This window comes from Deinococcus pimensis DSM 21231, assembly GCF_000519345.1.
Taxonomy (GTDB): domain Bacteria; phylum Deinococcota; class Deinococci; order Deinococcales; family Deinococcaceae; genus Deinococcus_A; species Deinococcus_A pimensis.
Genome location: NZ_KI912678.1, coordinates 1 through 235, shown reverse-complemented (window position 1 = coordinate 235; position 235 = coordinate 1). Strand labels below are relative to the sequence as shown.

Genomic DNA, 235 nt, shown 5'->3' with positions numbered 1-235 from the left:
GGACGCCACGGTGGACGTCGTGGCCGAACGCATCCGCGTGTCGAGCGGCGAGGAGGCCCTCAGCGGCACGGGCACCCTCTCGTACGCCGCCCGCGAGCTCAGGAACGTGAACGTGCAGCTGCGCGGCGCGGGCGAGTGGGACGTGCGCGGTCAGTTCACCCGCGAGTCCGTGGACCTGCGCGCGTCGTTCCGGAACACGACCTTCACGCCCGTGCTGTCGCTCGTCCCGAGCGTC

The 235-nt window shown here is 72.3% G+C and carries 1 protein-coding gene; it reads left to right on the top strand.

The window, feature by feature from the left end; translation table 11 throughout:
* On the top strand, nt 1–235 hold a 235-nt coding region (locus DEIPI_RS40700; protein WP_169737228.1), incomplete at both ends, for a hypothetical protein.